The organism is Enterobacter mori LMG 25706 (assembly GCF_000211415.1).
Taxonomy (GTDB): Bacteria; Pseudomonadota; Gammaproteobacteria; order Enterobacterales; family Enterobacteriaceae; genus Enterobacter; species Enterobacter mori.
On the sequence record NZ_GL890777.1, the window covers coordinates 235,523 to 261,319 of the forward strand.

The 25,797-nt window shown below is 57.2% G+C and carries 23 protein-coding genes; 22 read left to right on the forward strand and 1 reads right to left on the reverse strand.

Annotated elements, in window-relative coordinates:
* Positions 1–171: 171 nt before the first annotated feature.
* The 6 genes from flhD to cheW all read left to right on the forward strand — a co-directional run bounded on the left by flhD (position 172) and on the right by cheW (position 5,592).
* Positions 172–522, forward strand: coding sequence for a flagellar transcriptional regulator FlhD (flhD, locus tag ENTMO_RS0114890; protein ID WP_010432485.1), 351 nt, complete (start codon positions 172–174; stop codon positions 520–522).
* On the forward strand, positions 519–1,103 hold the full coding sequence (gene flhC / locus ENTMO_RS0114895; RefSeq protein WP_172411157.1) for a flagellar transcriptional regulator FlhC: 585 nt from the start codon (positions 519–521) through the stop codon (positions 1,101–1,103). The genes flhD and flhC overlap by 4 nt, the downstream gene beginning before the upstream one ends.
* A 123-nt stretch (positions 1,104–1,226) precedes the next feature.
* On the forward strand, positions 1,227–2,114 hold the full coding sequence (gene motA / locus ENTMO_RS0114900) for a flagellar motor stator protein MotA (protein ID WP_008500417.1): 888 nt from the start codon (positions 1,227–1,229) through the stop codon (positions 2,112–2,114).
* Positions 2,111–3,040 carry a flagellar motor protein MotB gene (gene motB, locus ENTMO_RS0114905; protein WP_010432487.1) on the forward strand — a complete coding sequence of 310 codons (930 nt, stop codon included), beginning with the start codon at positions 2,111–2,113 and terminating at the stop codon, positions 3,038–3,040. The genes motA and motB overlap by 4 nt, the downstream gene beginning before the upstream one ends.
* A 4-nt stretch (positions 3,041–3,044) precedes the next feature.
* Positions 3,045–5,069: a chemotaxis protein CheA gene (gene cheA, locus ENTMO_RS0114910; protein ID WP_010432489.1), complete on the forward strand. Its 2,025-nt coding sequence runs from the start codon at positions 3,045–3,047 to the stop codon at positions 5,067–5,069.
* 19 nt (positions 5,070–5,088) lie between these two features.
* Positions 5,089–5,592 (forward strand): chemotaxis protein CheW, encoded by a 504-nt coding sequence (cheW, locus tag ENTMO_RS0114915; protein WP_010432502.1) that lies wholly within the window; start codon positions 5,089–5,091, stop codon positions 5,590–5,592.
* Positions 5,593–5,697: 105 nt separating this feature from the next.
* Here cheW and ENTMO_RS0114920 read toward each other — a convergent pair whose 3' ends face one another.
* On the reverse strand, positions 5,698–6,957 hold the full coding sequence (locus tag ENTMO_RS0114920) for a dicarboxylate/amino acid:cation symporter (protein ID WP_010432503.1): 1,260 nt from the start codon (positions 6,955–6,957) through the stop codon (positions 5,698–5,700).
* A 430-nt stretch (positions 6,958–7,387) separates the two neighbouring features.
* Between ENTMO_RS0114920 and ENTMO_RS0114925 the strand changes: the two genes are divergently transcribed.
* From ENTMO_RS0114925 to bglB, 16 genes are all read left to right on the forward strand, one after another.
* Positions 7,388–7,960 (forward strand): Csu type fimbrial protein, encoded by a 573-nt coding sequence (locus ENTMO_RS0114925; protein WP_010432504.1) that lies wholly within the window; start codon positions 7,388–7,390, stop codon positions 7,958–7,960.
* 78 nt (positions 7,961–8,038) lie between these two features.
* Entirely contained in the window at positions 8,039–8,521 is a 483-nt protein-coding gene (locus ENTMO_RS0114930) for a Csu type fimbrial protein (protein WP_444508710.1), read from the forward strand.
* 16 nt (positions 8,522–8,537) lie between these two features.
* On the forward strand, positions 8,538–9,296 hold the full coding sequence (locus tag ENTMO_RS0114935) for a fimbrial biogenesis chaperone (RefSeq protein ID WP_010432508.1): 759 nt from the start codon (positions 8,538–8,540) through the stop codon (positions 9,294–9,296).
* A complete protein-coding gene (locus ENTMO_RS0114940) occupies positions 9,272–11,656 on the forward strand; it encodes a fimbria/pilus outer membrane usher protein (RefSeq protein ID WP_010432509.1) in 2,385 nt (794 codons plus the stop codon). Before ENTMO_RS0114935 ends, ENTMO_RS0114940 begins: the two co-directional genes overlap by 25 nt.
* Entirely contained in the window at positions 11,653–12,615 is a 963-nt protein-coding gene (locus tag ENTMO_RS0114945; protein ID WP_010432515.1) for a Csu type fimbrial protein, read from the forward strand. The genes ENTMO_RS0114940 and ENTMO_RS0114945 overlap by 4 nt, the downstream gene beginning before the upstream one ends.
* A gap of 84 nt (positions 12,616–12,699) precedes the next feature.
* Positions 12,700–14,367: a methyl-accepting chemotaxis protein II gene (tar, locus tag ENTMO_RS0114950; RefSeq protein ID WP_010432518.1), complete on the forward strand. Its 1,668-nt coding sequence runs from the start codon at positions 12,700–12,702 to the stop codon at positions 14,365–14,367.
* Positions 14,368–14,411: 44 nt separating this feature from the next.
* Positions 14,412–16,013 (forward strand): methyl-accepting chemotaxis protein IV, encoded by a 1,602-nt coding sequence (gene tap, locus ENTMO_RS0114955; RefSeq protein WP_010432521.1) that lies wholly within the window; start codon positions 14,412–14,414, stop codon positions 16,011–16,013.
* A 19-nt stretch (positions 16,014–16,032) separates the two neighbouring features.
* The gene (gene cheR / locus ENTMO_RS0114960; protein ID WP_010432524.1) at positions 16,033–16,899 is read left to right on the forward strand and encodes a protein-glutamate O-methyltransferase CheR; all 867 of its coding nucleotides are present in this window, start codon (positions 16,033–16,035) and stop codon (positions 16,897–16,899) included.
* On the forward strand, positions 16,896–17,945 hold the full coding sequence (locus ENTMO_RS0114965) for a protein-glutamate methylesterase/protein-glutamine glutaminase (protein WP_010432526.1): 1,050 nt from the start codon (positions 16,896–16,898) through the stop codon (positions 17,943–17,945). The genes cheR and ENTMO_RS0114965 overlap by 4 nt, the downstream gene beginning before the upstream one ends.
* 16 nt (positions 17,946–17,961) lie before the next feature.
* Complete coding sequence (cheY, locus tag ENTMO_RS0114970; RefSeq protein ID WP_010432528.1) at positions 17,962–18,351, forward strand: chemotaxis response regulator CheY; 390 nt, start codon at positions 17,962–17,964, stop codon at positions 18,349–18,351.
* Between the two features lie 10 nt (positions 18,352–18,361).
* Positions 18,362–19,006 (forward strand): protein phosphatase CheZ, encoded by a 645-nt coding sequence (cheZ, locus tag ENTMO_RS0114975; protein WP_029485121.1) that lies wholly within the window; start codon positions 18,362–18,364, stop codon positions 19,004–19,006.
* 148 nt (positions 19,007–19,154) lie between these two features.
* Entirely contained in the window at positions 19,155–20,303 is a 1,149-nt protein-coding gene (flhB, locus tag ENTMO_RS0114980) for a flagellar biosynthesis protein FlhB (protein ID WP_010432535.1), read from the forward strand.
* A complete protein-coding gene (flhA, locus tag ENTMO_RS0114985; protein WP_010432538.1) occupies positions 20,296–22,374 on the forward strand; it encodes a flagellar biosynthesis protein FlhA in 2,079 nt (692 codons plus the stop codon). Before flhB ends, flhA begins: the two co-directional genes overlap by 8 nt.
* Positions 22,371–22,766, forward strand: a complete 396-nt coding sequence (gene flhE, locus ENTMO_RS0114990) for a flagellar protein FlhE (RefSeq protein ID WP_029485122.1) — start codon at positions 22,371–22,373, stop codon at positions 22,764–22,766. Before flhA ends, flhE begins: the two co-directional genes overlap by 4 nt.
* Before the next feature lie 261 nt (positions 22,767–23,027).
* Complete coding sequence (locus ENTMO_RS0114995; RefSeq protein WP_010432542.1) at positions 23,028–24,611, forward strand: MFS transporter; 1,584 nt, start codon at positions 23,028–23,030, stop codon at positions 24,609–24,611.
* 4 nt (positions 24,612–24,615) lie between these two features.
* A complete protein-coding gene (gene bglB, locus ENTMO_RS0115000; protein WP_010432544.1) occupies positions 24,616–25,755 on the forward strand; it encodes a beta-galactosidase BglB in 1,140 nt (379 codons plus the stop codon).
* Positions 25,756–25,797: the final 42 nt, after the last annotated feature.

Genomic DNA, 25,797 nt, shown 5'->3' on the forward strand with positions numbered 1-25,797 from the left:
AACGATATGAGGCGCAGCTGCGTTTCAGCTGTTGTACGTTTTGCTGAATACAAACCTAAATTCAACTATGCATTTAGCCTTTTCTTTTTTATACCGGGTGATTTCCCGGCGACATCACGGGGTGCGGTCTTTCCGCATAAAAATAATAGTTGGTTATTCGGGATGGGAACAATGCATACATCCGAGTTGCTAAAACATATCTATGACATCAATTTGTCATATTTACTGCTCGCGCAGCGTTTGATTAGTCAGGACAAAGCGTCCGCGATGTTTCGTCTGGGTATTAACGAAGAGATGGCAACCATGTTGGGGGGATTAACACTCCCGCAAATGGTCAAGCTGGCAGAAACGAATCAACTCGTTTGCCAGTTCCGCTTTGATAATCCGCAGACTATCACGCGTCTGACCCAGGAATCCCGCGTTGACGATCTTCAACAGGTCCATACCGGTATTCTTCTCTCCACACGATTGCTCAGCGAAATCAGCCAGCCTGATGACGTTGCCCGTAAGAAAAGGGCATAAAAATGAGCGAGAAAAGCATTGTTCAGGAAGCGCGTGATATACAGCTGGCAATGGAGCTGATTACGCTGGGTGCTCGTTTACAAATGCTGGAAAGCGAGACTCAGCTGAGCCGTGGTCGTCTCATCAAACTGTATAAAGAATTACGTGGTAGTCCACCGCCTAAAGGAATGCTGCCGTTCTCAACGGACTGGTTTATGACCTGGGAACAGAATATCCATGCATCGATGTTCTGTAACGCTTGGCAGTACCTTCTGAAAACCGGTTTGTGTAGCGGCGTCGATGCCGTGATCAAAGCGTATAAACTTTACCTTGAACAATGCCCTCAGCAGGAAGATGGACCCCTGCTGGCACTGACCCGCGCATGGACGCTGGTGCGTTTTGTTGAAAGCGGAATGCTTGAACTGTCTCGCTGCAACTGCTGCGATGGCAATTTTATTACCCATGCTCATCAGCCTGCTGGCAGCTTCGCCTGTAGTTTATGCCAGCCTCCATCCCGCGCCGTAAAAAGACGTAAACTTTCCCGGGATGCTGCCGATATTATTCCACAACTGCTGGATGAACAGATCGAACAAGCTGTTTAACCCGAACGTGTGGGCAAGATTCCAGCAGCGGTAAGCAATTACCGCTGCTTTTTTTTACCCCCCATTCCGGTAACGCTGTCGAAATGAACGTCCTGCCTTAGTCACTAGCGGAAGGATGATGTCGTGCTTATCTTATTAGGTTACCTGGTAGTTCTCGGTACAGTTTTCGGCGGTTATATGATGACCGGCGGGCACCTTGGAGCACTCTATCAACCGGCTGAACTTATTATCATCGGCGGTGCAGGGGTAGGGGCTTTTATCGTTGGTAACAACGGTAAATCGATCAAGGGCACGCTGAAAGCGATTCCGTTGCTGTTCCGTCGCTCGAAATACACCAAAAGCATGTATATGGATCTGCTGGCGCTGCTCTATCGCCTGATGGCGAAGTCACGTCAGCAGGGCATGTTCTCGCTGGAGCGTGACATCGAAAACCCGAAAGAGAGCGAAATCTTCGCCAGCTATCCGCGTATCCTTGCTGACGCGATGATGCTGGATTTTATCGTCGATTACCTGCGCCTGATCATCAGCGGCAACATGAACACCTTCGAAATTGAAGCGCTGATGGACGAAGAGATCGAAACCCACGAAAGCGAATCTGAAGTGCCAGCCAACAGCCTGGCGCTGGTGGGCGACTCGCTTCCGGCGTTTGGTATCGTTGCGGCGGTGATGGGGGTGGTTCACGCGCTGGCCTCGGCGGATCGTCCGGCGGCAGAGTTAGGTGCGCTGATTGCCCACGCGATGGTCGGGACTTTCCTCGGTATCTTGCTGGCGTACGGTTTTATCTCCCCGCTGGCGAGCGTTCTGCGTCAAAAGAGCGCGGAAACCACCAAAATGATGCAGTGCGTGAAGATCACGCTGCTCTCCAACCTCAACGGTTACGCACCCCCGATCGCCGTCGAATTTGGCCGTAAAACGCTGTACTCCAGCGAGCGTCCGTCGTTTATCGAGCTTGAAGAACACGTGCGTGCGGTGAAAAACCCAAACCAACAGACGACAACTGAGGACGCATGAAAAACCAGTCCCATCCGATCGTCATCGTAAAAAAGCGCAAGCATAAGGGGCACGGACACGGTTCCCACGGCTCGTGGAAAATTGCTTACGCCGACTTTATGACTGCCATGATGGCGTTCTTTCTGGTGATGTGGCTGATCTCCATCTCCAGCCCGAAAGAGCTGATCCAGATTGCGGAATATTTCAGAACGCCGCTGGCAACGGCGGTGACCGGTGGGCCGCGCATTTCGAACAGCGAGAGCCCCATTCCTGGCGGTGGCGACGATTACACCCAGCAGAAGGGTGAAGTGAAAAAAGAGCCAAACATCGACGATCTGAAAAGACGAATGGAACAGGCGCGCCTGAAGAAACTGCGTGGCGATCTTGATCAGCTGATTGAGGCGGACCCGAAACTGCGCGCTCTGCGCCCGCACCTGAAGATCGATCTGGTGCAGGAAGGTCTGCGTATCCAGATTATCGACAGCCAGAACCGCCCAATGTTTAAAACCGGCAGTGCGGACGTTGAGCCGTACATGCGCGATATTTTACGCGCCATTGCCCCGGTCCTGAACGGCATTCCTAACCGAATCAGCCTGTCAGGCCACACGGATGATTTCCCGTACGCCAGCGGTGAGAAGGGATACAGCAACTGGGAGCTTTCTGCCGATCGTGCCAACGCCTCGCGTCGCGAGCTGGTGGCGGGTGGGCTTGATGATGGCAAGGTTCTGCGCGTGGTCGGCATGGCAGCAACCATGCGCGTCACCGACCGCGGGCCGGACGACGCCATCAACCGTCGTATCAGTCTTTTAGTGCTGAACCAGCAGGCGGAGCAGGCCATCCTGCATGAAAACGCCGAAAGTCAGAATGAGTCACTGGACGATTTAAAACAGCCTGGGGCCGTTCCTTCGGCTGCCGTTCCAACATCGCCACCAGCCAATCCGAGGTGATAGCGTGAGCATGGATATTAGCGATTTTTACCAGACATTTTTTGATGAAGCCGATGAACTGTTGGCCGATATGGAGCAACACCTGCTGGACCTGGTGCCTGAAGCACCGGATTCAGAGCAGCTCAATGCCATTTTCCGTGCAGCGCATTCTATTAAAGGTGGTGCAGGGACCTTTGGATTTACCATTTTGCAGGAAACGACCCATTTAATGGAAAACCTGCTGGATGAAGCACGACGCGGTGAGATGCAGCTCAATACCGACATTATCAACCTGTTTTTGGAAACCAAAGATATTATGCAGGAACAGCTCGACGCCTATAAAAGTTCGGCAGAGCCTGATGCCGCCAGCTTTGAATACATCTGCAACGCGCTGCGCCAGCTGGCGCTGGAAGCAAAAGGTGACGTGGTCGCTGCCGTACCGGCGGCGAAGCTGAGCGTTGTTGATGCCATGGCCGCACAGGACGCGGCGCCCGTTGCCGACCGCCCGGCGAAACTGCGCGTGGTGTTATCCCGTCTTAAAGAGAGCGAAGTCAACCTTCTCGAAGAAGAACTGGGCAACCTGGCGACATTGAGCAACGTGGTGAAAGGCAAAGACAGCCTTGCCGCGACGCTGGATGACGGTATCAGTCAGGACGATATTGTGGCGGTGCTGTGCTTTGTTATCGAAGCCGACCAAATTGCCTTTGAAACTGAAACCGCAGCAGTCGATGCCCCTGTCGCAGTGGAAGAGGTCGCACAAGCGGCTGCGCCTGCCGTCGTACCGGCCACGCCTGCATTAAAAGCCGTGCCGAAAGATACGGCTGCACCTGCCCGCGGTGAAAAACCGGCCGCGCGCTCCAGCGAATCCACCAGCATCCGCGTGGCGGTTGAGAAGGTTGATCAGCTGATTAACCTCGTCGGTGAGCTGGTGATCACCCAGTCGATGCTGGCACAACGTTCTAACGAACTGGACCCGGTAACCCACGGCGATCTCATCACCAGCATGGGTCAGTTACAACGTAACGCCCGCGATCTGCAGGAATCGGTGATGTCCATCCGTATGATGCCGATGGAATATGTTTTCAGCCGCTTCCCGCGCCTGGTGCGCGACCTGGCCAGCAAGCTCAATAAGCAGATCGAACTGACGCTGATGGGCAGCTCCACCGAGCTGGACAAAAGCCTGATTGAACGCATCATTGACCCGTTAACGCACCTGGTGCGTAACAGCCTGGACCACGGCATTGAGTTGCCGGAAAACCGCGTGGCGGCGGGGAAATCCCCTGTCGGAAACCTGATTCTTTCCGCGGAACATCAGGGCGGGAACATCTGCATCGAAGTGACCGATGACGGCGCGGGCCTGAACCGCGAGCGTATTCTCGCGAAGGCGATTTCGCAGGGCATGGCGGTTAACGAAAACATGACCGACGAAGAAGTGGGCATGCTGATCTTCGCGCCGGGCTTCTCAACCGCCGAGCAGGTGACCGACGTGTCCGGGCGCGGCGTGGGCATGGACGTGGTGAAACGTAACATCCAGGAGATGGGCGGCCACGTTGAGATCCAGTCTAAACAGGGTTCCGGCACCACCATTCGCATCCTGCTGCCGTTGACGCTGGCGATCCTTGACGGCATGTCAGTCAAAGTGGCGGACGAAGTCTTCATTCTGCCGCTGAACGCAGTGATGGAATCCCTGCAGCCACGTGAGGAAGATCTGCATCCGCTGGCGGGTGGTGAGCGCGTGCTGGAAGTGCGCGGCGAGTATCTCCCGCTGGTTGAACTGTGGAAAGTGTTCGAAGTGGACGGCGCGAAAACCGAAGCCACGCAGGGCATCGTGGTCATCCTGCAAAGTGCCGGTCGCCGCTACGCGCTGCTGGTCGATCAGTTGATTGGTCAGCACCAGGTGGTGGTGAAGAACCTCGAAAGCAACTACCGCAAAGTGCCGGGGATTTCTGCTGCGACCATTCTGGGCGATGGCAGCGTGGCGCTGATCGTCGATGTGTCGGCGCTTCAGGGATTAAATCGTGAACAACGTGTGGCGTACACAGCCGCCTGATTAAGTAGAAGGTAAAAACATGACCGGTATGAGTAATGTAACGAAGCTGGCGGGCGAGCCATCAGGGCAGGAATTCCTGGTATTCACTTTGGGTGATGAGGAGTACGGCATCGATATCCTGAAAGTGCAGGAAATTCGTGGTTACGATCAGGTTACCCGCATCGCTAACACGCCTGCGTTTATCAAAGGCGTGACCAACCTGCGCGGCGTGATCGTGCCTATCGTCGATCTGCGTGTGAAGTTCAGCCAGGGCGACGTGGAGTATAACGACAACACCGTGGTGATCGTCCTCAACCTGGGACAGCGCGTGGTGGGTATCGTGGTGGATGGCGTATCGGACGTACTCTCCCTGACCTCTGACCAAATCCGTCCTGCGCCGGAATTTGCGGTCACGCTGTCGACCGAATACCTCACTGGCCTGGGCGCGCTCGGCGAGCGTATGCTGATTCTGGTGAACATTGAGAAGCTGCTGAACAGCGACGAGATGGCGCTGCTGGATATCGCCGCGAGTCATGTAGCGTAAGTAAATGCAAAACGGCAACCCAGGTTGCCGTTTTTTGTGTTTGCTCCCTCTCCCTGTGGGAGAGGGCTGGGGTGAGGGCATCAGGCCTCACCCTTTTTTACATCCTTACGCTTCCTGCTCCACCAGATCTGCTTCCGCTTCCCGCGCACCTTCATTCTGCGACAGCATCGCCGTCGCAATACCATTCCCCAGCACGTTAATCGCCGAACGGCCCATATCCAGGAAGTGGTCGATGCCCATCAGCAGCAGAATCCCGGCCACCGGAATATTAAAGCTTGGGATCGTTGCCGCCAGCACCACCAGCGACGAGCGCGGTACGCCCGCAATGCCTTTTGACGCCAGCATCAGAGTCAGCATCAGAACCGTCACTTCCGAGAAGCTCAGGTGAATGTTGTATGCCTGGGCGATAAACATCGAGGCGAAAGAGCAGTACACCATCGAGCCCACCAGGTTAAAGGAGTAACCAATCGGCAGGACGAAAGAGGCAACACTGCGCGAGCAGCCAAAACGCTCTAGCTGTTCCAGCGTTTTAGGGTAGGCGGCTTCAGAGCTGCTGGTGGTAAAGGCCACCAGGACCGGATCTTTCAGCATGCTGACCAGGCGAAACACCTCTTTTTTCAGTACCATGTAACCCACGGCCAGCAGCACCATGCAGGTCAGCAGGATCGCCACATAGTAGCCACCGATAAAGGAGGCGTAGTTCAGCAGAATGCCCAGACCCTGCGTGGCGATGACGGAGGAGATCGCCGCGAAAATGGCCAGCGGCGCAACGTACATCACGTAACCCGTGACCTTCAGCATGATATGGGAAACCACATCCAGCGCGGCCACCAGCGGCGCGTTGAATTTCTGCCCCAGCGATGCGCCAGCAATGCCGAAGAACATTGAGAACACCACAATCTGCAGGATCTCATTGTTCGACATCGCCCCTGCGATACTGGTCGGAATGGTGTGCGACAGGAAGGCTTTCAGCGTCATGCCGCTGACGGCCAGGCCGGTATCCACAGCTTCTGTCGGCACCGTCAGGTTCAGACCGCTTCCCGGATGCTCGAGGGTGACGATAAACAGCCCCACCAGAATAGAGAGCACGGATGAGCTGATAAACCACACCATCGCTTTGCCGCCTACGCGGCCAATGGTGGAGGTTTCGCCCAGCTTCATAATGCCAACGGTCAGCGTGCTGAAGACCAGGGGCGCAATCACCATTTTGATCAGACGGAGGAAAATATCGGTCAGAAGAGTAATATTATCCGCCCAGGCTTTGATGGCATCCGCAGATGCATATTCATGAATTGCTGCCCCTGAAAGAATACCCGCCAGCATGAATATCACGATGAAGAGTGTGAGTTTGTTTGCACTTGCCACGAAAAAAGACCCTCTATGCGCTTCAGATGTAGCCCGCGTCGATACATATAAATTTTTTATTACGAAACGGGAAATTATTCGGCCCATAAATTGACGCAAAGCGTAGGGGGATACAACTCCTTTTTAAGTTTTATTAAATTTGTTGTGAATGCGCTGACGATATATTGTGATTAAGATCACACTTTAATGGATATATTCTCTTCTGATAAAACAAAATCGCCGCCTGAAAGAATTTAACTCTCTGTTATTTATAAAAAAACGGAGTCAATAAGACATATGGCTTATGTGTAATGGCGAAGGTGGTCGAAGCGATATCCGTAAACTAAATTCTCAATAACCCCTCTCAGAGGAACCTTAAGCGGGGCTAACATCTTGAACAGCAAAAATAAAATGTGGCAAGGGAACGGCGACGTCTTCTGGAGAGTGGTAAATGAAAAGAAAACGCCTTTTGATCTGCGCAGGCTCGTTACTGGCTGCGACAATGGCCCCTCAGGCTTTGGCCGTGACCAGCAGCGGCACCATCGGCGCGACGCTGACGCTGACAAACGGGTGTCTGATAAACGGATCGCCCGCGCAAAGTGGCATTAACTTCGGTACGCTCGATTTCGGGACCCATCCTGCCACGTTTTCTACCCTGACCACGCAGCTCTCCGGTGCCAGCGGCGGAAACACCTTCACCATTCAGTGCACGACCGCCAGCTATACGGTGGCGATCGTCGGCAACACCAACTCCACCGCCCCCGGCACCGTTGTCGGCACGCCAGGCACCCCTGCGCGCTATCTGGTTAACACCTCCAATACGGCACAGGGCGTGGCTTACAGCCTGTACAGCGACAGCGGGTTTAATACCGTGATTGCCAATAACGCCGCGTTGCCGATCGCCTCTACGGCCGGAGGGGTAGACAGTTACACCCTCTACGGGCGTATTACCGGCGGCGGCAACAGCGTGACGGTCGTACCGGGGACCTACACCGACACGATTAACGTCAGCGTCACCTACTAGTCCTCTACCGCCATGAAGGCAACATTGACAAGTCTGCGCAAACGCGCAGAGGGACGCGTGCACCCTTTTTTCACGCTGATGGTTGTATTGCTCATGATGCCGACGGCGGATGCGGTGACGTCTCAGTCCTTTAAGGTCAGCGCCACGATTGTACCCGGATGCGCGGTGGCTACCGGTAGCGGCGGGCTTTTCGGCACGCTGGACTTTGGTAGTCATAACGGCGTCGAGAGCGCGCCGGTCAGCACCAGCTTTGTGCCAAACGGGGCGTTGTCCATCGCCTGTACGCCGGGCGTGGCGCTGAGCATGAGCATTAACGGCGGTCAAAATTATTCATCCGTTCGTCGGATGAAGCGGTCAGGTGGAACAGAACTGGTGCCGTACCGGCTCTACAGCAGCAGCTCGCTGGCCGCCAACAGCGAAATTGGCGTCAACCAGGCGATACCGGTGACCTATGCCAACAGCAATAACATCGCGCTGCCGCTTTTCGGCGTGGCGCTACTGACCGGGTTTAGCCCGGCAGGAACCTATACCGATCAGCTCACCGTGACCTTGTCATGGTAATAAAGGGAGAGTATTGATGAAGCCATTTTTCAGACCTGTTTGTCTGGCGGGTGCGTTGAGCATGACGGTGGCGACCGGGCAGGTGCAGGCGGCCGCCCCTATCCTGCTGTGGCCGATCGATCCGTGGCTGGCTGCGGACGCTAACGCCACGGAGCTGTGGATCCAGAACCAGGGAAACAGTGCCACGACGATGCAGGTCCGCATCGTGCGCTGGAAACAGGAGGATGGACACGAGCGCTATACTGCGCAGCAGGATGTGGTCGCCAGCCCGCCCATCGTCACGATTGGTACCGGCAGCAAGCAGCTCATTCGCCTTATCAAACAGGCTTCAGTTCCCGCAGGTATCGAACAGGCTTATCGCATCATCGTGGATGAAATTCCCCAGCCAGATGCCAAAGCCGAACCCGCCATCGGCCTCAAATTGCAGATGCGCTACTCCATCCCTCTGTTTGTGTATGGCCAGGGGGTTCCGACTATAAAAGAGGGCGCGCACCACGCGCTGGCTGAGACCCAAAATCTGAGCTGGCGGGTGACGCAGGCGGGTGGACAGCCTGTGCTGGAGGTTCGAAACCGGGGTGATGTTCATGTCAGGCTGAGCCAGGTGGCGCTGGAGCAGGGAGGGCAGAAACGCACGGTAGCGGAGGGATTACTGGGTTACGTCCTTCCGGGCAGCACCCGCAGCTGGCCAGTACCCGCTGGCGTTCGTCAGCCAGAGCGGATGAGCGCGCAGATTAATGCCAGGGAAGCACAATGGCAGTCGACGCCCGTAAACTGAAGCCAGCGATGATGATACTGCTTTGCGTCAGTTCCGCGACCCTGGCCGAGCCCGGCGACGACAGTTTGCCGCCACCTCCTCAGGCACAGGCGATAAATGATGAAGCGGTCTTCCAGCTCGCCCTCGTGCTCAACCACTACGATACTGGTCTGGTCGTGCCGGTGACGCAGCGTAAAGGCGCTTTCTTTATTTCCAGCGCCGACCTGCTGCGCGCGGGGCTGCCCCCGGCGCATGTTCCTGCCGGAGAGGTGAATCTCTCCTCGCTTGATCAGGTTCGGGTGGCGTACGACAGCGCCGCGCAGCGCCTGCTGCTGACCGTTCCCCGCGACTGGGTGACGGCCCGCGTGACCCCTTTCAACGCGCAAACGGCGCAGGCCAAACCGCACTACGGGCGCGGGGCGCTGCTGAATTACGATCTCTACACCAACCACACGGAACATATCGGCGGCCAGGCGTCGCTCTGGCATGAGTTTCGCTACTTCAACGAGAACGGCTCCTTTTCCTCCACCGGCTACGCCCGGGAAAACTTCACCGGTAACGACGGCCAGCAGGAAGGGTATGTTCGCTATGACACGACCCTGCTGTTCACGAATGAAGATGACGCGATGAGCTGGAGCGTCGGGGATGTGATCAGCGATGCCCTGAGCTGGAGCTCCAGCGTGCGGATGGGTGGGGTAAGCGTCGGGCGGGATTTCTCCCTGCGTCCCGATCTGGTGACATGGCCGCTGCCCGAGTTCGCGGGGGAAGCCGCAGTACCCACCTCGGTCGATCTCTTTATCAACGGCTATCGTTCCGGTTCAACCCAGCTCCAGCCTGGCCCCTTCACCCTGACTAATCTGCCCCATATCAACGGTGCCGGGGATGCGGTGCTGGTCACGACGGATGCGCTGGGGCGACAGGTGAGCACCACGCTCCCGTTCTACGTCACCAGCGACTTGCTTAAACAAGGGCTGAGCGACGGTGCCGTGACCCTGGGCAGCCTGCGGCGTAATTACGGTATCAAGAATTTTGACTACGGTTCGGCAGCAGGCAGCGGCTCGTATCGCTACGGGATGACGGACTGGCTGACGCTGGCGGGGCACGCGGAAGGGGCGCAGGAGCTGGCGCTGGGCGGGGCGGGGACGGTGATAAAACTCGGCCAGTTTGGCGTGGTGAATACCTCTTACTCGCAAAGTCGCATGCGCGGTGACGAGGGCGGGCAAATCAACTGGGGTTACCAGTACAGCACCAGCGAGTTTAGCCTCGCCACCCAGCACACGCGTCGCGACCGCGGCTTTGGCAACCTCGCCCTTTACGACCAGCCGACGGTCTATGACGAAAACGATAAACCCATCGCCAGCTTCAGCCGCAATACGGACCAGTATTCTCTCACCTTCAATCTGGGACAGTACGGCAACATCGGCGCGGCCTGGATCGGCGTGGAGAGTTTTGACGGTCAAAAAACCGAGCTGCTTAATCTCTCCTGGAGCCGCAACCTGTGGGGCGCGAGCAGTATTTACCTCGCCGGCAGCCGGGATCAGCAGCGCGGAGACTGGACCGTTGCGCTGTCGCTTCAGGTGCCGCTCGGGGAGCGCGACAGCGCTGCCGTCACCGTTGAGAACACCCCGGACGCAGGCAGTACTCAGCGCATTAACTACAACCACGCTATGCCTTCTGACGGTGGGTTCAGCTGGAATATGGCCTGGGCCAACCAGTCAAGAGCCAGTGATTATCAACAGGGAACGCTGGGCTGGCGCAATAACAACATCGAGCTGCAGGGCGGCGGCTATGGCGAAAGGGACACCATGACCTGGTGGGGCGAGGCGATGGGATCCGTTGTGCTTATGGACGGCGAGCTGTTTGCAGCGAACAAAATCAACGATGCGTTTGTGGTGATCAGTACCGACGGCCACCCGGACGTGCCCGTCAGCTATGAAAACCAGCCCGTCGGTAAAACAAATAATAACGGTTACCTGCTGGTGAGCGGGGTGTCGGCGTATTACCCGGCAAGCTACCGGATTGATACCCTGAATCTGCCCGCGGATACCCGCCTGAAAGAGACGGAGCGCCGGATCGCCATTCGCCGTCACAGCGGCTATCTGGTCGATTTCCCGATGGAGCAGGAGCGGGTGGCCAGCGTTATTCTGCATGATGCGCACGGACAGGCGTTGCCCGTGGGAAGCCAGGTCCGACGCGTCTCGCGCAGCAACGCGGTGGTGGGGTATGACGGCATCGCCTGGCTGGAAAATCTCAGCGATGTGAATCCGCTCGAGGTGATCGCACCAGACGGAAAACGCTGCAAGGCCACGCTGACTGTGGGAGCTAATCCGGAGCACAAGCTGCAAACCTACGGTCCACTGGTGTGCCGGGAGGGGCCATGACGCGCCTGCTGCTGTGGATGCTGCTGCTGTTTTCCGGCGGCGGCTGGGCGGCGTGCACCGTCAGTACGGTCAATGCATCGTTTGGCAGCGTCACCTCGTTCGCGCTCAGCGGAAACGGGGAGGTGGAAACCACCGGCACGCTGGTGGTGGCGTGTGATGCCGTACTCAACGTTCTGACCAGCGACTCGGTGACGCTGAACTTCACCTCGGCCTCGGTTTCGGGTAACAGCCGCGCCACCATGAAGCGCACGGATAATGCGGCTATTACGGACGTGATCCCAACCCGGCTGTGCGGATTATCCGGGTGCGCGAGCAGCAGCGAGGTACAGATAAGCAAAGCGTATACCTGGAGCGGCAACACATTGCTGGGATTGCTCGGGTCAAAGCAGTACAACATTCCGCTCTATTTCCGCACCGTCGCCGGACAAAACGTTACCGCAGGCCCTTATCAGGTGCTGTTGACCTTCAGCATCAACTACAACGTCTGTGCCTTAGGTATTGGAAGCCTTTGTACGTCCCCCCAGACGGGAACCGCAACGACCACCATTCTGCTTAACATGACCGTCACCAACGACTGCAGCGCCATGACCACGCCGGACGTGAACTTCAACCGCGCACCGCTGGTACAAAGTTTCCCTACCGTCTCGCAGGCCATTGCCGTCACCTGCACCAAAGGCAGCACCTACACTATCGGCATTAATAATGGTGCCAACGCCCTCAATAATGTCCGTCGGATGGTCAGCGGCAGCAACACCATGAGCTATGACATTTATAAAGAAGCCACGACCAACCGCTGGGGCAGCAGCGGCAGCGAGCGCTGGACCAGCGCGACATCGTCGCAGGTCAGCACCGACGGTTTACTGCGTACCTATAACTACACCGCAAAAGTCCTGACCAGCCAGGCCACGCCTCCCGCCGGAACCTACACCGATACGCTGATTGTCGACGTGGCGTTTTAACCCCGCGCTTTTCCCTTTCGCAAATGTAAAGTTCCTGTGGCCTGTGCCGATAACACCGTTAATAAATCTATGAGAAGGTGTTGTATGTTGAACCGTATCCGCGTTGTCACAATGCTCATGATGGTGCTGGTCATTTTCGCACTTCTTCAGCTTATTTCCGGTAGCCTCTTTTTTTCGTCGTTAAAACAGAACCAGGACAGCTTCGTGGCCTCGAACGATCTGCGGCTGCAGCAGAGTGAACTGACCACGACGTGGGATCTGATGCTGCAAACGCGTATCAACCTGAGCCGTTCGTCCGCGCGCATGATGATGGATCCCAACAATCAGCAGAGCAGCGCGAAAACGGACCTGTTGAAAAACGCGCGTGCGACGCTTGCCGACGCGGCAAAACATTACGACGCCTTCAAAAAGATTGCCCCGCAGCCTGCGATGGAGCAGGCGAGCGCCAATATTGATGAGAAATACAACGCCTACTTTGCCGGGCTGACGGAGCTTATCCAGTTCCTGGAGAGCGGCAACATGGATGCCTATTTCGCTCAGCCGACGCAGGGGATGCAAAACGCACTCGGTGCGGCGCTGGGTGAATATGCCAAAGCCAGCAGCGACTTGTACCACTCCGCATTTACTGAAAGCCAGAACGACTACCGTTTCGCTAAATGGCAGATGGCCGTGCTGGCGCTGGCGCTGGTCATCGTGCTGGTGGCCGTCTGGTACGGCATTCGTCACATCCTTCTCAACCCGCTGGGCCGCGTGATTGCGCATATCCGCGACATCGCCTCAGGCGATCTGACCAAAACGCTGACCGTGTCCGGGCGCAACGAGATCACCGAACTGGCAAACAGCGTTGACCATATGCAGCGCTCGCTGGTGGAGACCGTCACCAACGTGCGTAACGGATCCGAGGCAATCTATACCGGCACCAGCGAAATTGCGATGGGGAATAACGACCTCTCTTCCCGTACGGAACAGCAGGCGTCTGCTCTGGAAGAGACCGCAGCCAGCATGGAAGAACTGACGGCCACCGTGAAGCAGAACGCCGATAACGCCCGTCAGGCGTCTCAGCTGGCAGAAAGCGCCTCTGAGACGGCGCAGCGCGGCGGTCGCGTGGTGGATGGCGTGGTGAAAACCATGCACGAAATCGCCGACAGCTCGAAGAAAATCGCCGACATCATCAGCGTCATCGACGGCATTGCCTTCCAGACCAACATTCTGGCGCTGAACGCCGCCGTTGAGGCAGCGCGTGCCGGTGAGCAGGGCCGCGGTTTTGCAGTGGTGGCTGGGGAAGTGCGTAACCTCGCCAGCCGCAGCGCCAATGCGGCGAAAGAGATCAAAGCCCTGATTGAAGATTCCGTCTCCCGCGTGGATACCGGCTCCGTGCTGGTAGAAAGTGCAGGGGAGACCATGAATGACATCGTGAATGCCGTTACCCGCGTAACGGACATCATGGGTGAAATCGCCTCTGCGTCTGATGAACAGAGTCGTGGTATCGACCAGGTCGCCCTGGCGGTATCGGAAATGGATCGCGTGACACAACAAAACGCCGCGCTGGTGCAGGAGTCCGCTGCGGCGGCCGCTGCGCTGGAAGACCAGGCGAGCCGTCTGAAGATGGCCGTCTCGGCGTTTCGTCTCGCTTCACTCGCAGCAAAAACGGTCGATTCACATACGATGTATCGTGCACCCGCCGCAGCAACGGCAGCAACACCTACGCGTACCACGACGACCGGACAAGAAGAAAACTGGGAAACATTTTGACTGACAATTAAACCGCGGCTGCTTGCCGCTTGATGGGAGCGTGGATGTTAAATCGTATTCGTATCTCGACCACACTGTTTTTGATTCTGATCCTTTGCGGTGTGTTGCAGGTTGGCAGTAACGGGTTGTCTTTTTGGGCGTTTCGCGATGGTTATCAGAATTTGCAGGAAGTCGAGACGAGTAATCAGCAGCGCTCCTCGCTGGCACAAACCCGTGCCGTGCTGTTGCAGGCAAGTACTGCGCTGAACAAGGCGGGAACCTTGACCGCGTTGAGCTATCCGCCGGATGACATCAAGGCGCTGATGGCGACCGCGCGCGACAGCCTGAAGCAGGCTGACGCACAGTTTAAAGCCTTCACGGCGCAGGCCACCGACAGCGAGAAAGAGAAAGCGCTGAAAGCGGCCATGAAAAAGAATTTTGAACAGTGGTACAGCGATCTGGACCACCAGGCGACCTGGCTTGAAAACAACCAGCTTTCGGATTTCATGACCGCGCCGGTACAGGCGTCTCAGGCGGCGTTTGACGGCAGCTTTAACGCGTGGCAGCAGGATATTAACCAGTCTGTTCAGCGTGCCGGTGAAGCGAGCCGTACCAGCTATCACATGTCGGGCGTCATCTTTGCCGTGGTCGTGATTCTGGCGGGGTTGCTGACCGGCGGCGCGTTGTTCTGGGCACGCAAGATGATTGTGCAACCGCTGGCGATTATCAGCAGCCACTTCGACAGCATTGCAAAAGGCAACCTTGCGCGTCCGGTGGCGGTGTACGGGAAGAACGAAATTTCGGCCATCTTTGCCAGCCTGAAGGCGATGCAGGGATCGCTGCGGGAAACGGTGAGCGACGTGCGGCAGGGCAGTTATGCCATGCACACCGGGATCTCAGAGATTGCAGCTGGCAATAACGATCTCTCATCCCGCACCGAACAGCAGGCGGCCTCGCTGGCGCAGACGGCGGCCAGTATGGAACAGCTGACCGCGACGGTAAGCCAGAACGCCGACAACGCGCGTCAGGCGTCGGATCTGTCAAAACAGGCGGCGATGACGGCGAAGCGAGGGGGCGACCAGGCCTCTCACGTGGCCAGCACCATGCAGGATATCGCCGCCAGTTCGCAGAAAATTGGCGACATCATCAGCGTGATTGACGGTATCGCATTCCAGACCAATATTCTGGCGCTCAACGCCGCCGTTGAAGCGGCGCGTGCGGGCGAGCAGGGGCGCGGGTTTGCGGTCGTTGCGGGCGAAGTGCGCAACCTGGCGAGCCGCAGCGCCAACGCGGCGAAAGAGATTAAAGGGCTGATAGAAGAGTCGGTCTCCCGTGTGCAGCAGGGTTCTGCCCTGGTCGATACGGCGGCGAAAACCATGACCGAGATTGTCACTTCCGTCACCCGGGTTAACGACATCATGGGTGAAATCGCCTCGGCGTCGGATGAGCAGCGCCGTGGGATCGAGCAGGTGGCCCAGGCCGTCAGCCAGATGGATCAGGTCACGCAGCAGAACGCGTCGTTAGTGGAAGAGGCGGCAGCCGCGACCGATCAGCTGGCAAACCAGGCTGACCATCTCACCGGGCTGGTCGCGGTGTTTAATGTCAAAGAGCACGTTGAAGCAGTAACAGAAGTCGGGCGGTCGCAGGCCGTGCCAGTTGTATCCTGAATGTGATTAAGAAGGCGCTATGACATCACCCACGCCCTCAGGGCAAACGTCATTATTGTTACAGATGACACAGCGCCTCGCGCTGTCCGACGCGCATTTTCGTCGGATATGTCAGTTAATCTACCAGCGTGCGGGGATCGTGCTTGCGGATCATAAGCGAGACATGGTCTACAACCGGCTGGTGCGGCGCTTGCGCACGCTTGGACTGGATGATTTTGGTCGCTATTTGAGCATGCTTGAAGCGAACCAGAACAGCGCCGAATGGCAGGCTTTTATTAACTCATTAACCACCAACCTGCCGGCGTTTTTCCGTGAAGCTCACCACTTCCCGGTGCTGGCGGACCACGCGCGTCGACGTAGCGGCGAGTATCGCGTCTGGAGTGCGGCTGCCTCGACGGGTGAAGAGCCGTACTCGTTGGCGATCACACTTGCAGACACGTTGGGCATGGCGCCCGGACGCTGGAAAGTCTACGCCAGCGATATCGACACCGAGGTGCTGGAGAAGGCGCGTAACGGTGTTTATCGCCAGGACGAACTGAAAACGCTGTCGCCTCAGCAGCTGCAGCGTTACTTCATGCGCGGCACTGGCCCGCATGAAGGCCTGGTACGCGTACGCCAGGAGCTGGCGAACTGCGTCGAATTCGCGCCCGTTAACCTGCTGGATAAGCAGTACAACGTGCCGGGTCCATTCGACGCCATTTTTTGCCGTAACGTTATGATCTATTTTGATAAAACGACGCAGCAGGACATTTTGCGTCGCTTTGTTCCGTTGCTCAAGCCTGACGGTTTACTGTTTGCCGGGCACTCGGAAAACTTCAGCAACCTCGCGCGTGAGTTTAGCCTGCGTGGGCAAACGGTATATGCGCTGAGTAAGGAAAAAGCATGAGTAAAATCAGGGTATTGTCTGTCGATGATTCGGCGCTGATGCGCCAGATCATGACTGAAATCATCAATAGCCACAGCGATATGGAGATGGTGGCGACCGCCCCCGATCCTCTGGTAGCGCGGGATTTAATTAAAAAATATAACCCCGACGTACTGACGCTGGATGTCGAAATGCCGCGCATGGATGGCATCGATTTCCTTGAAAAATTAATGCGCCTGCGCCCGATGCCGGTGGTGATGGTCTCCTCCCTGACCGGGAAAGGCTCGGAAATCACCCTGCGCGCGCTCGAGCTGGGGGCGGTGGACTTTGTCACCAAGCCTCAGCTCGGCATCCGCGAAGGGATGCTGGCCTACAGCGAGATGATTGCCGAGAAGATTCGCACCGCGTCCCGGGCGAAGCTTGCGGCGCACAAACCGATGTCGGCACCGGCAACACTGAAGGCCGGTCCGTTACTCAGCTCGGAAAAACTGCTGGTGATTGGGGCGTCAACCGGAGGAACAGAGGCAATTCGTCATGTACTCCAGCCATTGCCGCTATCAAGTCCGGGTATTCTCATTACGCAGCATATGCCGCCGGGATTTACCCGCTCGTTCGCTGAACGCCTGAACAAACTGTGTCAGATCAGCGTGAAAGAGGCGGAAGACGGCGAGCGCGTGCTTCCGGGACACGCGTACATCGCGCCGGGCGATAAGCATATGGAGCTGTCGCGCAGCGGCGCGAACTATCAAATCAAAATTCATGACGGACCGCCGGTTAACCGGCACCGTCCGTCGGTGGATGTGCTGTTTCATTCGGTGGCGAAACATGCGGGGCGCAACGCCGTGGGGGTGATCCTGACGGGGATGGGCAACGACGGTGCCGCCGGAATGCTTGCGATGCACCAGGCTGGCGCCTGGACGATTGCGCAGAATGAAGCAAGTTGTGTGGTGTTCGGCATGCCGCGCGAGGCCATCAATATGGGTGGCGTGAGCGAAGTGGTCGATCTTAGCCAGGTAAGCCAGCAGATGCTGGCGAAAATCAGTGCCGGACAGGCAATACGTATTTAAAGAGGAGTGTAGTTTTATGGCGGACAAAGAGCTCAGATTTTTGGTTGTGGATGACTTTTCCACCATGCGTCGCATCGTGCGTAACCTGCTGAAAGAGCTGGGCTTCAACAACGTTGAAGAAGCAGAAGACGGCGTTGATGCGCTGAACAAACTGCAGGCGGGTGGCTTTGGTTTTGTGATTTCCGACTGGAACATGCCGAACATGGATGGTCTGGAACTGTTGAAAACCATTCGTGCCGATGCCGGTATGGCGTCACTGCCGGTGCTGATGGTGACCGCAGAAGCGAAAAAAGAGAACATCATTGCAGCAGCCCAGGCGGGCGCAAGCGGCTATGTGGTGAAGCCATTCACTGCAGCAACCCTGGAAGAGAAGCTCGGCAAGATCTTCGAGAAACTCGGCATGTGAGGTGATGGATATGTTGCAACCTGCTATGAAACCCGTTGAAGAACATTCACCGAGCGACATTATCGCCCGCATTGGTAGCCTGACGCGCATGCTGCGCGATAGTCTGCGTGAACTGGGACTGGATCAGGCTATCGCCGAAGCAGCAGAAGCGATTCCTGATGCGCGTGACCGTCTGGACTACGTTGTGCAGATGACCGCGCAGGCCGCTGAACGTGCGCTGAACAGCGTTGAAGCGTCACAGCCGCACCAGGACGCGATGGAGAAGGGCGCGAAAGCGCTGACCCAGCGCTGGGATGAGTGGTTTGAAAACCCTATCGAGCTGGCTGACGCGCGCGAGCTGGTGACCGATACCCGCCAGTTCCTGGGCGATGTGCCGGGCCACACTAGTTTCACAAACGCACAGCTGCTGGACATCATGATGGCGCAGGATTTCCAGGACCTCACCGGTCAGGTTATCAAGCGCATGATGGATGTGATTCAGGAGATTGAACGTCAGCTGCTGATGGTGCTGCTGGAGAACATCCCGGAACCGGCTGCTCGTCCGAAACGCGAGAACGAAAGCCTGCTCAATGGCCCACAGCTCGACGCCACCAAAGCGGGCGTTGTGGCAAGCCAGGACCAGGTGGACGACCTGCTGGACAGCCTCGGCTTCTAAGCATGTCTGCCGCCTCAGGTTGTTAACGCGGCCCGAGGCGGCAAAATCAAGAATCTCCGAAAAGAGCCCGAATAAACGGGCTTTTCCCGCCATTGGATTTTCTCTGTGCTGGCATGATACCCATGACGTAATGGGCTGAGCATGCACTGTGGCAGAAGAGAACGACGACAAAACGGAAGCCCCCACACCCCACCGACTTGAAAAAGCGCGTGAGGAAGGGCAGATCCCCCGATCCCGAGAACTGACATCCCTGCTGATCCTTATCGTAGGCGTCTGCATTATCTGGCTGGGTGGGGAGTCGCTCGCCCGTAAACTGGCGGGGATGCTCTCTTCTGGGTTACGTTTTGACCACAGCATGGTCAACGATCCCAATCTCATTCTGGGGCAAATCATTATTCTGATTAAAGGCGCAATGATCGCCTTACTGCCGCTGATTACCGGCGTGGTGCTGGTGGCGATAGTGTCGCCGATCATGCTGGGTGGTCTGGTGTTCAGTGGCAAATCACTGCAGCCCAAGTTTTCTAAACTCAACCCGTTTCCCGGTATAGCTCGTATGTTTTCGGCCCAGACCGGGGCTGAGCTGGTTAAAGCCATCCTCAAATCGACCCTGATGGGCAGCGCTGCCGGGTTTTATCTGTGGCATAACTGGCCTGACATGATGCGCCTGATCAGCGAATCGCCGCTCAGCGCCATGCGCAACGCCATGAACCTCATCGGGCTTTGCTCGCTGCTGGTGGTGCTGAGCATCATCCCGATGGTGGGCTTCGACGTCATCTTCCAGCTCTATAGCCACTTCAAGAAGCTGCGCATGTCGCGTCAGGATATTCGTGACGAATATAAGCAGATGGAAGGTGACCCGCACGTGAAAGGGCGTATCCGCCAGATGCAGCGTGCGGCTGCTCGTCGACGCATGATGGAAGACGTGCCTAAAGCCGATGTGATCGTCACCAACCCGACCCACTATTCCGTTGCGCTGCAGTATGACGAAAACAAAATGAGTGCGCCAAAAGTGGTGGCAAAGGGGGCTGGGCTTATCGCGCTGCGTATCCGTGAAATCGCGACGGAGAACCGCGTCCCCATTCTTGAAGCGCCACCGCTGGCGCGTGCCTTATACCGCCATGCGGAAATTGGGCAGCAGATCCCAGGACAACTCTACGCCGCCGTGGCGGAAGTGCTGGCCTGGGTATGGCAATTAAAACGCTGGCGTCTGGCTGGCGGTCAACGACCTGTGAAACCTGAAAACCTTCCGGTGCCTGACGCGCTGGATTTTTTGAACGAGAAGGACACTGATGGCTAATCTGGTGGCAATGTTGCGCCTGCCCGGCAACCTGAAATCGACCCAATGGCAGATCCTTGCCGGGCCGATTCTCATCCTGCTAATTCTGTCGATGATGGTACTGCCGCTCCCGGCGTTCATTCTCGATCTGCTTTTCACATTCAACATTGCGTTGTCCATCATGGTGCTGCTGGTGGCAATGTTCACCCAGCGTACCCTGGAATTTGCGGCGTTCCCGACCATTCTGCTGTTTACCACGCTCCTGCGACTGGCGCTGAACGTGGCGTCTACCCGTATCATTCTGATGGAAGGCCATACCGGCGCGGCGGCGGCGGGTAAAGTGGTTGAGGCGTTTGGCCACTTCCTCGTGGGCGGTAACTTTGCCATCGGTATCGTGGTGTTTGTCATCCTCGTGATCATCAACTTTATGGTTATCACCAAAGGTGCGGGGCGTATCGCGGAAGTCGGCGCGCGCTTTGTGCTGGACGGGATGCCGGGCAAGCAGATGGCGATCGACGCCGACCTGAACGCCGGGCTTATCGCAGAAGATGAAGCGAAAAAGCGCCGTGCGGAGGTGACGCAGGAAGCGGACTTCTACGGCTCGATGGACGGTGCGAGTAAGTTTGTGCGCGGCGATGCCATCGCGGGCATCCTGATCATGGTCATCAACGTGGTCGGGGGGCTGCTGGTCGGCGTCCTCCAGCACGGGATGGACATGGGCCACGCGGCGGAAAGCTATACGCTGCTGACCATCGGTGACGGTCTGGTCGCCCAGATCCCGGCGCTGGTTATCTCGACCGCAGCAGGCGTAATCGTCACCCGCGTGAGTACCGATCAGGACGTGGGTGAGCAGATGGTGGGGCAGCTGTTCAGCAACCCCCGCGTGATGCTGCTGTCGGCGGCGGTGTTAGGCCTGCTCGGCATGGTGCCGGGAATGCCAAACCTGGTGTTCCTGCTGTTCACCGCGGGCCTGCTGGGCCTGGCCTGGTGGATGCGCGGACGTGAAATGAAACCGGCGGCAGAGCCGGCGCCGGTGAAAATGCCGGAAAATACCCAGGCCGTGGAGGCCACCTGGAACGACGTACAGCTGGAAGATTCTTTGGGGATGGAAGTGGGCTATCGCCTGATCCCGATGGTGGACTTCCAGCAGGATGGCGAACTGCTGGGGCGTATTCGCAGTATCCGTAAAAAATTCGCCCAGGATATGGGCTTCCTGCCGCCGGTTGTTCACATTCGCGACAATATGGATCTGCCGCCCGCGCGCTACCGCATTCTGATGAAAGGTGTCGAAATTGGCAGTGGTGATGCCTATCCGGGCCGCTGGCTGGCGATTAACCCCGGCACCGCCGCGGGCACGCTGCCGGGCGAGCAAACCATCGATCCGGCCTTTGGCCTGGCGGCTATCCGGATTGAGAGCGCCCTGAAAGAGCAGGCGCAGATTCAGGGCTATACCGTTGTTGAAGCCAGTACCGTGGTGGCGACCCACCTCAACCACCTGATTGGGCAGTTCTCCGCCGAGCTGTTTGGGCGTCAGGAAGCGCAGCAACTGCTTGACCGCGTGACGCAGGAGATGCCGAAGCTGACGGAAGATCTGGTTCCGGGCGTGCTGACGTTGACCACGCTGCACAAGGTGCTGCAAAACCTGCTTGATGAGAAGGTGCCGATCCGCGATATGCGCACCATCCTGGAAACACTGGCCGAGCACGCGCCGCTGCAAAGCGATCCGCACGAGCTGACGGCGGTGGTACGCGTGGCGCTGGGCCGTGCGATCACCCAGCAGTGGTTCCCTGGCACCGGAGAAGTGCAGGTGATTGGCCTCGATACGCCGCTTGAGCGTCTGCTGCTGCAGGCGTTGCAGGGTGGTGGTGGCCTTGAGCCGGGTCTGGCCGACCGCTTGCTGGCGCAGACGCAGGAGGCGCTGGCGCGTCAGGAGATGCTGGGTGCGCCGCCGGTTCTGCTGGTGAATCATGCACTGAGGCCGCTGCTTTCACGCTTCCTGCGTCGTAGCCTGAACCAGCTGGTGGTGCTGTCGAATATGGAGCTGTCGGACAATCGCCACATTCGTATGACGGCGACCATTGGAGGAAAATAATGCGGAAGTGGCTATGGGTACTCCTTTTCCCGCTGGCGGCGCAGGCCGCAGGTGAGGGAACGTGGCAGGCCAGCAGCATGGGCGTCACGCTAAACAATCGCGGGGTGGCAATGTCTTCGCGTCCACTGTCGCCGCCGGAACCGGCTTCTGGCCTCATGACGCTGGTGGTCTGGAACTATACGCTGATTGGCCCGACGCCCGCCGGGCTGCGGGTGCGTCTCTGCTCTCAGACGCGCTGTACCGAAATAGACGGTGAAAGCGGAACGACCCAGGCGTTCAACGGTGTGCCCGCCGTCGAGCCTTTACGCTTTATCTGGGAGGTGCCGGGTGGCGGTCGCCTGATCCCGGCGCTGAAGGTTCAGCGCAATTCCGTCATCGTCAACTACCGTTAACTGCCTGCCTTTTCGCCAGCCTTCAGGCAAATCTGATGGCTGGCTCGCAAAATTGACCTCACCTTTTGATGCAATAGAAACGCTGTTTTATAAATCAGTGACACGCGTGACGACACTCTTTGCATTTTTGCCATTCACCTCTGTGCGATGGCAGAAACAGAAAGGTATCAACAAGTCGATACTTTTACTGTAGCCGTGTAAAAACTCCCGGACGAGGTTTGCTTACAGGGAGTCTCCCAAAACTGATTAGGGTTGACGGCAATGAAAACACGTAAAATTGGACTCGCAAATTATCTTGCTTACGGGTCAGGTGATTTCCTCGGCGCGGGTACCACTGCGCTGACGGCGGCCTGGCTTTTGTATTTTTATACCACCTTCTGTGGACTCACACCGATTGAAGCAACGTTCATCTTTGCCGCCGCAAGGGTGCTGGATGCCGTTGTCAGCCCGCTGATGGGCTTTTTGACCGATAACTTTGGTACAACCTGGCTCGGCAAGCGCTTTGGTCGCCGTAAGTTCTTTATCCTGCTGGGGATTCCGTGCGTGTTCAGCTACTCGCTGATGTGGGTAGGGGACATGAGCTTCTGGTACTACCTGCTGACCTATCTGGTGTTTGATATTGTCTACACCATGATTCTGGTGCCGTACGAAACGCTGGTACCGGAAATGACCGATGACTTTAAACAGAAAACCAAGTTCTCCGGGGCGCGTATCTCTATGGCGCAGATGTCCGCCATTCTGGCTTCCTTCCTGCCGGGGATCCTGCTGACCCATTTCGGGAAAGACAACGCGGTTTCCTTCTTCTACGCAAGCCTGGTTTTCTCCGTGCTTTGCGCGCTGATGCTGACCTTCGTTTGGTTCTTTACCTGGGAGCGCCCGCGTGAGGAGTGGTCTGAAGCGGCGCTGCGTGCAGAAGAGGAGAAGAAGAAGCTGACGCTGGGCCAGAGCCTGAACCGTCTGTTCGTGGAGTTAAGCTCGACGCTGCGTATCAAGATTTTCCGCCAGCATCTGGGTATGTACCTCGGTGGATACATCGCGCAGGACGTCTTTAACGCGGTGTTCACTTACCACGTGGTGTTCGTACTGATGCAAGAAGCCTCTATGGCGTCCAACCTGCTGGGCACGATGGCCATCTTCCAGTTCCTGGCCGTAATCGGGATGATCCCGCTGTGCATTCGCTTCGGGCCTGCGCCGTCTTACCGCATGGTGGTGGTGCTGTTTGGTCTGGCATCAATTTCTTACGCCGTGCTCTACTACGCGGGTCTGAGCGACGTTTACTCTCTGCTGTTGCTGATCTCTGCGGTGGCGGGCCTCGGTCGCGGCGGTATCAACTACGTCCCGTGGAACACCTACACCTACATTGCCGACGTGGATGAAGTGATCACCGGCCAGCGCCGCGAGGGGATCTTCGCGGGCATCATGACCCTGACCCGTAAGGCGTCACAGGCCGGTGCGGTGATGCTGGTGGGCATCGTGATGCAGATGTCCGGCTTTGTCAGCGGTCAGAAAGTGCAGCCTGCGGAAGTGAGCCACACGATTCTGATGATCCTGAGCGTGGGCACCATTCTGGTGCTGTTCTGCGGCTTCCTCGTTTCCCTGCGCTTCAAGCTCAATTTGCAGACCCACAGCACGCTGCGCGAAGAGACCGCCAAAATGCGCGAGTCCGGCCGGGCGATGCCACAAGCCGCTACGCCACAGGCCCGCGAGACAGTGGAAATGCTGGCCGGCATACCTTACGAGTCACTGTGGGGCAACAACAACATTGGTTATCTGAATCGTAATAAACCGGCGGCACCTTCGCTGAAGGATCGCGCGGTACTGAATTCGACATACAACAGAGGTTAAGATGATGAAAGTTTGGCCTGTCAAACATAGCCCGTTACTGCGTCAACCCGAGCGCTTTATCGCCCGGGACGAGCTGAAGTCGCTGATTCAAAAGGTGACGCATAACCTGGTCAATATCCACGACAAAACGGGGCAATTTTTGCTGCGGCTGGACGACGGGCGCGTAATCGACACAAAAGGCTGGGCCGGATGGGAATGGACGCACGGCGTCGGCCTGTATGGGATCTGGCAGTACTACTGCCAGACCGGCGACGACGTTATGCGCGAGATTATCGACGGCTGGTTTGCCGACCGTTTTGCGGAAGGCGCAACCACCAAAAACGTGAATACCATGTCGCCGTTCCTGACGCTGGCCTATCGCTACGAAGAGACGAAAAACCCGGCCTGGCTGCCGTGGCTGGAAAGCTGGGCGGAATGGGCGATGAATGAGATGCCGCGCACCGAACACGGTGGCATGCAGCACATCACCCTCGCGGAAGAGAACCATCAGCAGATGTGGGACGATACGCTGATGATGACGGTCCTGCCGCTGGCGAAAATCGGCAAGCTGCTCAATAAGCCGGAGTACGTTGAAGAGGCGGTCTATCAGTTCCTGCTGCACGTGCAAAACTTGATGGATCGGGAGACCGGCCTGTGGTTCCACGGCTGGAGCTACGACGGCAACCATAACTTCGCCAATGCCCGCTGGGCGCGCGGCAACAGCTGGCTCACTATCGTGATCCCGGACTTCCTCGAGCTGGTGGATCTGCCGGAAAACAACGCCGTGCGCCGCTATCTGGTGCAGGTGCTGAACGCGCAAGTTGCGGCGCTGGCGAAATGTCAGGACGAGAGTGGGCTGTGGCATACGCTGCTCGACGATCCGAATTCGTATCTTGAAGCATCGGCTACCGCCGGGTTTGCTTACGGCATCCTGAAGGCGGTGCGCAAGCGCTACGTTGGCGCGGAGTATGCCGAAGTGGCAGAAAAAGCGATTCGCGGTATCGTGAAAAATATCTCGCCGGAAGGGGAACTGCTGCAAACGTCGTTCGGTACGGGGATGGGAAGCGCTCTTGAGTTTTATCGCCAGATCCCGCTGACGTCGATGCCGTACGGGCAGGCGATGGCGATACTGTGTCTGACGGAGTATTTGCGGAAATACTTCTGAACCTGTCGATATCCCCGGTGGCGCTGCGCTTACCGGGGCTTA

Bases quoted from the DNA above. Each gene is read 5' to 3' on its own strand.
- ENTMO_RS0114935 (WP_010432508.1), top strand. From the start codon at position 8,538: ATGAAGCCATTTTTCAGACCTGTTTGTCTGGCGGGTGCGTTGAGCATG.
- ENTMO_RS0114925 (WP_010432504.1), top strand. From the start codon at position 7,388: ATGAAAAGAAAACGCCTTTTGATCTGCGCAGGCTCGTTACTGGCTGCG.
- flhD (WP_010432485.1), top strand. From the start codon at position 172: ATGCATACATCCGAGTTGCTAAAACATATCTATGACATCAATTTGTCA.
- ENTMO_RS0114995 (WP_010432542.1), top strand. From the start codon at position 23,028: ATGAAAACACGTAAAATTGGACTCGCAAATTATCTTGCTTACGGGTCA.
- cheZ (WP_029485121.1), top strand. From the start codon at position 18,362: ATGTTGCAACCTGCTATGAAACCCGTTGAAGAACATTCACCGAGCGAC.
- ENTMO_RS0114940 (WP_010432509.1), top strand. From the start codon at position 9,272: ATGGCAGTCGACGCCCGTAAACTGAAGCCAGCGATGATGATACTGCTT.
- cheY (WP_010432528.1), top strand. From the start codon at position 17,962: ATGGCGGACAAAGAGCTCAGATTTTTGGTTGTGGATGACTTTTCCACC.
- tap (WP_010432521.1), top strand. From the start codon at position 14,412: ATGTTAAATCGTATTCGTATCTCGACCACACTGTTTTTGATTCTGATC.
- ENTMO_RS0114965 (WP_010432526.1), top strand. From the start codon at position 16,896: ATGAGTAAAATCAGGGTATTGTCTGTCGATGATTCGGCGCTGATGCGC.
- flhA (WP_010432538.1), top strand. From the start codon at position 20,296: ATGGCTAATCTGGTGGCAATGTTGCGCCTGCCCGGCAACCTGAAATCG.
- motB (WP_010432487.1), top strand. From the start codon at position 2,111: ATGAAAAACCAGTCCCATCCGATCGTCATCGTAAAAAAGCGCAAGCAT.
- cheW (WP_010432502.1), top strand. From the start codon at position 5,089: ATGACCGGTATGAGTAATGTAACGAAGCTGGCGGGCGAGCCATCAGGG.
- ENTMO_RS0114930 (WP_444508710.1), top strand. From the start codon at position 8,039: ATGGTTGTATTGCTCATGATGCCGACGGCGGATGCGGTGACGTCTCAG.
- ENTMO_RS0114945 (WP_010432515.1), top strand. From the start codon at position 11,653: ATGACGCGCCTGCTGCTGTGGATGCTGCTGCTGTTTTCCGGCGGCGGC.
- tar (WP_010432518.1), top strand. From the start codon at position 12,700: ATGTTGAACCGTATCCGCGTTGTCACAATGCTCATGATGGTGCTGGTC.
- bglB (WP_010432544.1), top strand. From the start codon at position 24,616: ATGAAAGTTTGGCCTGTCAAACATAGCCCGTTACTGCGTCAACCCGAG.
- cheR (WP_010432524.1), top strand. From the start codon at position 16,033: ATGACATCACCCACGCCCTCAGGGCAAACGTCATTATTGTTACAGATG.